The sequence below is a fragment of the Vibrio sp. S9_S30 genome (genome assembly GCF_014694455.1).
Taxonomy (GTDB): Bacteria; Pseudomonadota; Gammaproteobacteria; order Enterobacterales; family Vibrionaceae; genus Vibrio.
This window is the reverse complement of sequence record NZ_JAAUWT010000137.1, coordinates 1-480: the sequence shown is the minus strand read 5'-3', so window position 1 is coordinate 480 and position 480 is coordinate 1. Positions and strand designations below refer to the sequence as shown.

Here is a 480-nt window from a genome sequence, read left to right as displayed (position 1 = left end):
CTGGCTCTTCTCCCGTTTCGCTGTCCGCTGGCTCTGATAACTCAAGATCGTTACCTTCCGGCTTAACCGCGTCGGGCTCATCCGTCTCAGGCTCTAGAGATGTAGGCTCTAAGTCCAGATCTTCCGGCAGTGGCGCTGGCTCCTCTGCCATCGCATCAAGCGCGGCAGCTTCATCAAACTCTCCGAGATCGGCATCGTCCAGTTCGATGGTTTCAGGTTGCGCTGGCTCTTCTCCCGTTTCGCTGTCCGCTGACTCTGATAACTCAAGATCGTCACCTTCCGGCTTGATCGCCTCGGGCTCATCCTTCTCAGGCTCTAGAGATATAGGCTCTAAGTCCAGATCTTCCGGCAGTGGCGCTGGCTCCTCTGCCATCGCATCAAGCGCGGCAGCTTCATCAAACTCTCCGAGATCGGCATCGTCCAGTTCGATGGTTTCAGGTTGCTCTGGCTCTTCTCCCGTTTCGCTGTCCGCTGGCTCTG

Annotated in this window: 1 pseudogene; it reads right to left on the bottom strand. The window is 57.1% G+C overall.

Going from position 1 to position 480, the window contains the following annotated elements:
- Positions 1 to 480 (bottom strand): annotated as a pseudogene (locus HC752_RS24410) (hypothetical protein); the annotation flags it as partial.